This is a genomic window from Mesorhizobium sp. M1A.F.Ca.IN.022.07.1.1 (assembly GCF_003997575.1).
GTDB lineage: Bacteria > Pseudomonadota > Alphaproteobacteria > Rhizobiales > Rhizobiaceae > Mesorhizobium.
Genome location: NZ_RZST01000299.1, coordinates 1 through 7313 on the forward strand (window position 1 = coordinate 1; position 7313 = coordinate 7313).

Below are 7313 nucleotides of genomic sequence, written 5' to 3' on the forward strand. Positions count from 1 at the left end.
GGAGGATACCAGTTCTCCCGCGCCAGTTCAGTGTCGCTTTGACATTCAGTTCTCGAAACGCTTGCCGACCTTTCCAACGGTCTCTTGCGTCACGAGTTGGGCGCGCGTGTCGAGATTGGCGGCCGCGATGCCGCGATCGATCTGCAGATAGAGTTGCATGACCGGATAGAAGCCCTGCAGGAAGGGCTGCTGCCCGAGCGCGCCGGTCAGGTCGCCGCTCTTCAACGCATCCTGCTGCGCCGGACCGAGGTCGAACCCATAGGCGCAGATCTTGCCGGTCTTTCCGGTTTGGGCGACGGCCTTGGCCAGCGCAGGCGTGAACACGTTGTTGCCGGCGAAGGCGCCGACAACGTCACCTCGCGACTCGAACAGCGTCACGATGCCGTTCACCGGATCGTTCGGATTGGTGTCGATGCCGGTGTTCTCGGGACCTGCGTCGACCTTGAAGGCCTCGAGCTTGCCGGCGTCCCTCAGGCCTTTAACGATCGCGTTGAAGGCCGAGGTGACGCGATTGTTCACCTCGATGTTGCCCATCGCGGTCGATGACGGCAGAACGATCGAACCCTTCTCGATACCCTTGTCCGCCAGGCACTTGACGAGTGCCTCGCCGGCGATCGCCGCGGCGGAGGCGTCCTGACCGGTGTGGCTGATGCCGCTGCGGTCGAGGATCGTGCCGTCGAAGGAATTGGTCGTTGCTACCGGTATGCCCTTGGCCGCGGCAGCCTTGACGATGTCGTTGTAGGCGCCGACCTGGGGCGTTGTCATGATCAGCCCGTCGATCGTCGGATCCTGCACGATCTGATTCAGGATTTCGATCTCGCGGGCCGGGTCGTCGGTCGGAGATTCCGAGCCGAGCAGCAGTATCTTGGCGCCGATCAGATTGCCGGCGGCGGTTGCGCCGACATAGACCGGATCGAAGAAGCCGTTGCCGGCCGTATGTGTGACGATGGCGAAGGTGAGATGGCCATCGGCCGAATGGAAATCCTTGGTGGTGGGGGCTTCCTTTGCGGCTTCCTCGAAGCTGTAGCCGCCGACTGCTTTCTCGACGCCGCCGGACTGCGCGAAGGCGGAGGGCACGCCGAGCAACAACGCCGCGGCGGATGCCGCGAGCGGGAAAGTACGTCTCATGATTATCCTCCCTTGCATTCAACGGGCGGAAGCCGTTCGAGCGCATTTATTCAGGAGATTTTCCGACTGCTTCCTCCCACTTTCGCAATATTCCGCCCAAAGCCTTTCCAAGTAAATAGCCTGCTGCACCCAGTATTCGGGCGCGACGCCATACGAAAGTGCACGGACGAGTATCACCTGACCCCACCTTTGCGCCGGTAGACAAGCTTGCAATGGCCAGGGTTGCCGGCGGAAATCAGGCCGGCGCTTCCGCGCCTCGCCTCGCCTTCCACATAAGCAGCAAAATCGCCGCGAGATTGACCAGGTTCCAGGCGATGCCGTTGAGGAAGGCGGCGGCATAGGAGCCGGTTAGATCGTAGATCCAGCCCGACATCCAGCCGCCGACGGCCATGCCGAAGATCGTCGCCATCAGGACGATGCCGACGCGCTGGCCGGCTTCCTTGGCCGGCATGTAGTCGCGCACGATGATCGCATAGCAGGGAACGATGCCGCCTTGCGAGAGGCCGAACACCAGCGACACCACATACAGCGAGGCCAGCCCGTCGAAGGGAATATAGAACAGCAGCGACAGGCATTGCAGCGCCGAGCCGATGATCAAGGTTTTCACCGCGCCGATGCGATCGGCGAGGAAACCTGAGCCAATGCGGCTGACAACGCCCGCCGCCAGCATGATCGACAACATGTCGGCGCCGCGCGCGACGCCGTAGCCGAGATCCATGCAATAGGCGACGATATGCACTTGCGGCATCGACATCGCCATGCAGCAGCCGAAGCCGGCAATCACCAGCAGCATCTGCAACGCCGCCGGCGACAGCGAGATTGGCTGCGTCGGCCGGCTTCCCGGCGAGCCATGGGTAGCTTCGCGCGGCGCGCCGCGGCGCAGCATCAGCACCAGCGGCACCATGGTGGCGAGGCAGAAGATGCCGATCGCGGCATAGGTGAACCGCCAGCCTTCGCCTTGCATGACATAGGGCATCACCGTCGGCCAGACTGCTCCGGCAAGATAGCTGCCGGATGCGGCCGCGGTCACCGCGACGCCGCGGCGCCGGTTGAACCAGTGCGAGATGTCGGCGATCAACGGGCCGAAGATCGCCGATGTGCCGAGTCCGATCAGAAGCCCCTGGACAAGGGTGAACGCAAGGATCGAGCTGGTCAGCGAGGCGAGCAGGAAGCCCGCGCCGAGCGCAATCGCAGAGACGAGCGCCGGGATCCAGTAACCCATGCGGTCGATGGCGCGTCCGACCAGCATATTGCCGGCGGCGAAGCCGACCATGGTCGCGGTATAAGGCATTGAAGCCGCGGCCCTGTCGACGCCGAATTCGGCCTGCACGGCGGGCAGAACGACGACCACCGCCCACATGCCGGCGCCGCCGATCGTCGACAAAAGCATCGAGACGCCGAGCCGTATCCATGCATAGGCGCTGTCGATGCTGGGGCCATCTGCCCGGCTGGAGACGGTTCTCGTCACACCTTTCCTGTCCGCGCTTGTTGGTGATCGGGCGGTTTCCACCCCAAGTATCGGCGCATTCCCGGTGCCGAGCAGCGCCACAAGGGACAAATCCGTGGCTCCAGAAATCGGGAACCGGCCATGCCGCCCAGAGTTTTTGCCCCAAGAGAGCGTTGTGCCCAAGGGGAGTTGTGCCCCAGGAAGGAGGTTCGCCATGACCGCCAGGAAAAAATGGTCGGCCGAAGTGACCGCGCACAGCGATGCGCTGGATCTCGAGGAGCACATTTTCGAATCCGACGATGCCAAGAGGATCGCCATCTCGCTGAAGCGCTCGGCTGAGCACAGCCATCGCCGCAAGGCGGAGCCGTTCCGGTCGGCGATGTCGATGCTGAATTTCTACATCAACCGCGCCGGCAGGAACCTGCCGGAGAAGCGCAAGCGAGTTCTGGAAAAGGCCAAGGACGAGTTGCGCGTCGCTTTCGGGCGCGAGAAGGAAGACTAAGGACTTGTCGAGGTCGGACCGGCCCTCACCCGGGTATCGGTAGGCCTTAGCGCGAGCGGATGACGTCGTCGGTATTCGCGAGCAGCTTGCGCACGGCGTTGCGCGCCGCATCCGGCCGCCGCAGCCGGATGTTCCTCTCGATCGCTTCGTGCAGTTTCTGGGCGTGCTGCAGATCGTCCAGCTCGCGTGTCGTATAGGCGAAGAGATGATTGAAGGCGGATTCGATCAGGACGCCCAGGGGCACTAGGAGATCGTTGCCGGAGGCCCGGAGAATGGCCAGGTGGAAGCGGGTGTCGGCGCGCGTCCGCTCCTGCAAATTGGTCGCCTCGCCCATCTCGCGGCAGGCCTGGCTGATCTCGGCCATCTGCTCATCGGTGCGCCGCATTGCGGCAAAAGCCGTCGCCTCGGGCTCGATGATGTGGCGGAATTCCTGCACCGTCTTCAGGAACACCTCGCGATCCGGCGACGTCGCGTACCAGGAGAGCACGTCGCGGTCGAGCAGATTCCAGCGCTCCTTCGGCTCAACCCAGCTGCCGATCTTCGGACGTGATGCCAGAAGGCTCTTGGCCATCAGCATCTTGATCGCCTCGCGCACCGCCGAGCGGCTGACGTCGAAAGTCTCCGACCATTTGGCTTCGTTGGGCAGGATGGTGCCCGGCGGGTAGTCGCCGCGCACGATCCGAAGGCCGATTTCGCTGGCCAGCGAGGTGTGCACGCTGGCGCCAGGGATGCGCGGCGCGTCCGGCCGGCGAACGCCAGCCATACGCTCGGCGGATGCCGCTTTCGTCGGCCTTTTTTCGTTGTTCGGCTTTGCGTCCCGCATATGCCCAGAAAGTCCGGTTTTCAGAAGCTGTCAAGCGCGGCAAGGCCGGCTTTGCCGCCAGACGCCGCGCTGTGCACAGCTCAACCTATGTTTGTCGGCCCTCACGCTGTTTTGACGTATTTGCGCCAGCTGTGTTCGGGGCGGAAGCCGAGCACGTCCCGCGCCTTGCGGTTGGACAGCAGCGTCTCGAATTCACCGAGTTCGGCTTTCACCGGCACGCCTGGATAGAAACGCTTCAGGAGCTCTGCCGTCGGCAGATCGGACGAGGTCTCGTCATTGGCAGCGTTGAACACCTGGTAGCCCAGCCCATCCTTCTCGATGGCGCGCAAGGCGATCTGGCCGAGATCGCGGGCGTCGATATAGCTCCAGGCAATGCGCTTGCGGAAACCGGGATCGGCAAACCATTTCGGGAACAGCGCATATTCATGCGGCTCGATGACGTTGCCGATGCGCAGCGCATAGATGTCGAAACCGCTGCGCAGCGCGAAGGCGCGCGCTGTCTTTTCGTTGACGATCTTGGACAGGGCGTAGCTGTCCATCGGATCGACGTCATAGTCCTCGTCGAGCGGGAAATGCGTCGGGTTGCGCGGCTCGTTGGCGAAGACCAGGCCGTAGGTCGTCTCGCTGGAGGCGATGATCACCTTGCGGATGCCGAGTTTCACCGCCGCTTCGATGACGTTGTAGGTGCCCATCGCGTTGATGCGGAACACCTCGTTGTCCGGGGTGATCATGATCCGCGGGATGGCGGCAAAATGCACCACGGCGTCGACCGGCTGTGCGCGCAGCGATGGATCGAATTCATGCAGCCCGGCATAGCTCGACAGCGCGTTGAACACCTGGCCGCTGTCGGTAATGTCGGTGATCAGCGTGCGCACCTTCGGGTTGTCGAGCGGCTTGGTGTCGATGTTGAGCACCTGGCAGCCATGCTCAACCAGATACTGCACGACATGGCGGCCGGCCTTGCCGCTGCCGCCGGTGAACATGATCCGCTTCGTCATTTTGCTCTCCACATTTCTCAAGGATTGTGTGTATTGTCAGACAATATGGCATTCAGCAACGGCCTGCCAACCGCGATCCGCGAAAACCTTCTCCAGCAAAGCTCGCCGGCCGGTCGCGCCGCGCCGACCATCAGGAAAGACAGGGACGAAACGACATGACCACCACCGCTGCCCGCGAAAACATCGGTTTCATCGGCCTCGGCCTGATGGGGCATGGCATCGCCAAGAACATCGTCTACAAGGGCTATCCGCTCACCTTCCTCGGCCGCAAGAACCGCAAGCCGGCGGATGACCTGCTCGGCCGCGGCGCAAAGGAAGTGGCCACGTCCAAAGAAGTGGCAGCGGCCTCCGACATCGTCTTCATCTGCGTCACCGGCTCGCGTGAGGTCGAGGCGATCATCCGCGGCCCCGGCGGGCTGAAGGAAGGTCTGAAGCAAGGCTGCGTGGTCGTGGATTGCTCGACATCCGACCCCGTCTCCACCGTCGCGCTGGCAGCCGAACTCAGGGCGCTCGGCGTCGACTATGTCGACGCGCCGCTCAGTCGCACGCCGAAGGAGGCCTGGGAAGGCACGCTCGACGCCATGGTCGGCGCGCCCGACGCGGTGTTCGCACGGTTGAAGCCGGTGATCGAAACCTGGGCCGGCCGCATCGTCCATATCGGTGACACCGGCGACGGCCACCGCATGAAGCTGCTCAACAACTTCATCTCGCTCGGCTACGCGGCGATCTATTCGGAAGCCTTGGCGCTGGCGCAGAAGGTCGGCATCTCGCCGCCCCGCTTCGACAGCGTGATCCGCAACGGCCGCATGGATTGCGGCTTCTACCAGACCTTCATGCGCTGGACGCTGGAAGGCGACCGCGACGCCCACAAATTCTCCATCGCCAATGCCTTCAAGGATTTGACCTATCTGGAATCGATGGCCGGCGCTGCCGGCATCGCCAATCCGCTTGGCAACGCCACCAAGAATTCGTTCGCGACCGCCTTCGCGGCGGGGCCGGCCGAGCAGTATGTGCCGATGCTGGCCACCCATATCGGCAAGCTCAACGGCGTCGACCTGATGCCGTCGAAGGACGGCAAAAAGCAGACGATCTGAAAGCCGCGGCCAAGCCTGTCAGCGTCTCGAGAGCTCGATCACCTCGTCGGTATTGGCGAGAAGCCTGTGCACCGCGCTTCTCGCCGCGGCCGGGCGCTGCAGGCGGATGTTCCGCTCGATCGCCTCGTGCAGGGACTGGGCCCGCCGCTGGTCGCTGTGCTCGCGCGTGACGAAGACGAAGAGATGATCGAGCGCCGATTCTATCAGCACGCCAAGCGGCACCAGCAGTTCATTGCCGGAGGCGCGCAGGATGGCGAGATGGAATCGCGTATCGGCGCGCGTGCGCTCCTGGATATGCGCCGCCTCTCCCATCTCGCGGCACGCCTGGCTGATTTCGACCATCTGCTCGTCGGAGCGCCGCAGCGCCGCGAAGGCGGCCGCCTCAGGCTCGATGATATGGCGGAACTCCTGCACCGTTCTGAGAAACACCTCGCGGTCAGGGGAGGTCGCGTACCAGGCGAGCACGTCGCGGTCGAGCAGGTTCCAGCGCTCCCTCGGCTCGACCCAACTGCCGATCTTGGGGCGGGACGCGAGCAGGCTCTTGGCCATCAGCATCTTGATGGCCTCGCGCACCGCCGAGCGGCTGACATTGAAGGTTTCCGACCATTTGGCTTCGTTGGGCAGGACAGTTCCGGGCGGATAGTCGCCGCGCACGATCCTGAGGCCGATCTCGCCGGCGAGCGATGCGTGCACGCTGAGGCCGGCGATCCGCGTCGCCTCGGGTCGTCGTATGGTGGCCGGCTGTGCAGGCTCGGCTAAGCGCTTTCCAAACTTTTCCCGTGGCATCCGCCTTCCGGTGCCTCCTGTCGCGGGCTCCAAGACGCCCGCAAAAACTCTGCCGGATAAGAAAATTCTGGCGCAAAAACTCTTGGCTCCGCCGCCCCGGCAAGGCCGCGCCCATAGTCCTGGCGAAAGGTGGAGGGGCGCCCTTCGAAGGGCGCCCCGGGGATCGAAGCCTACTTCTGGATGCAGGTGTCGACCGTATCCTTGGTGCATTCGTCGAGGCCGGTGAAGACCGGATCGTCGACCTTCTTGCCCTGGATGAGGTCGAGCATCACCGACGGCGCCTTGTAGCCCATTTCGAACGGCCGCTGGCCGACCAGTGCGGTCACAAGGCCCTCCCTGGCGATAGCCACCTCGTCGCCGATCGTGTCGGCGGCGCCGATGACGAACTCGTTCTTGGCGATCTTGTCGGCCATCGGCTTGAACAGGTCGCGATAGGGCTGCGGAGCGCCGAACAGCGGCCAGCCGCCCATGATGCCGAAAGCGTCGAGCTTCGGATTGGCGGCCAGGATGTCGGTCATCGCCTGCACGCCCTTGG

At 63.7% G+C, this 7313-nt stretch carries 8 protein-coding genes; 2 read left to right on the top strand and 6 right to left on the bottom strand.

Features of this window, described 5'->3' with window-relative positions:
- Positions 1-45: 45 nt before the first annotated feature.
- Together EOA75_RS25560 and EOA75_RS25565 are read right to left on the bottom strand one after the other, a co-directional pair.
- A complete protein-coding gene (locus EOA75_RS25560) occupies positions 46-1128 on the bottom strand; it encodes a substrate-binding domain-containing protein (protein WP_095829447.1) in 1083 nt (360 codons plus the stop codon).
- Between the two features lie 235 nt (positions 1129-1363).
- Complete coding sequence (locus EOA75_RS25565) at positions 1364-2596, bottom strand: MFS transporter (RefSeq protein WP_127325456.1); 1233 nt, start codon at positions 2594-2596, stop codon at positions 1364-1366.
- 193 nt (positions 2597-2789) lie between these two features.
- On the opposite strand from EOA75_RS25565, the gene EOA75_RS25570 reads away from it, so the two are divergent.
- Positions 2790-3077: a DUF3175 domain-containing protein gene (locus EOA75_RS25570; protein WP_067328896.1), complete on the top strand. Its 288-nt coding sequence runs from the start codon at positions 2790-2792 to the stop codon at positions 3075-3077.
- 46 nt (positions 3078-3123) lie between these two features.
- Here the strand turns inward: EOA75_RS25570 and EOA75_RS25575 are convergent, their stop codons facing one another.
- Positions 3124-3900 carry a FadR/GntR family transcriptional regulator gene (locus EOA75_RS25575; RefSeq protein ID WP_127325457.1) on the bottom strand — a complete coding sequence of 259 codons (777 nt, stop codon included), beginning with the start codon at positions 3898-3900 and terminating at the stop codon, positions 3124-3126.
- A gap of 101 nt (positions 3901-4001) precedes the next feature.
- Positions 4002-4898 carry an NAD(P)-dependent oxidoreductase gene (locus EOA75_RS25580; RefSeq protein WP_095783976.1) on the bottom strand — a complete coding sequence of 299 codons (897 nt, stop codon included), beginning with the start codon at positions 4896-4898 and terminating at the stop codon, positions 4002-4004.
- A gap of 26 nt (positions 4899-4924) precedes the next feature.
- Between EOA75_RS25580 and EOA75_RS25585 the strand changes: the two genes are divergently transcribed.
- Positions 4925-5992, top strand: coding sequence for an NAD(P)-dependent oxidoreductase (locus EOA75_RS25585; protein WP_348628682.1), 1068 nt, complete (start codon positions 4925-4927; stop codon positions 5990-5992).
- 18 nt (positions 5993-6010) lie between these two features.
- Here the strand turns inward: EOA75_RS25585 and EOA75_RS25590 are convergent, their stop codons facing one another.
- Both EOA75_RS25590 and EOA75_RS25595 read right to left on the bottom strand, forming a co-directional pair.
- On the bottom strand, positions 6011-6778 hold the full coding sequence (locus tag EOA75_RS25590) for a FadR/GntR family transcriptional regulator (protein WP_127325459.1): 768 nt from the start codon (positions 6776-6778) through the stop codon (positions 6011-6013).
- A 170-nt stretch (positions 6779-6948) separates the two neighbouring features.
- Positions 6949-7313, bottom strand: a 365-nt coding sequence (locus EOA75_RS25595; RefSeq protein ID WP_164747556.1) for a substrate-binding domain-containing protein, incomplete at its 5' end; no start/stop codon positions are given.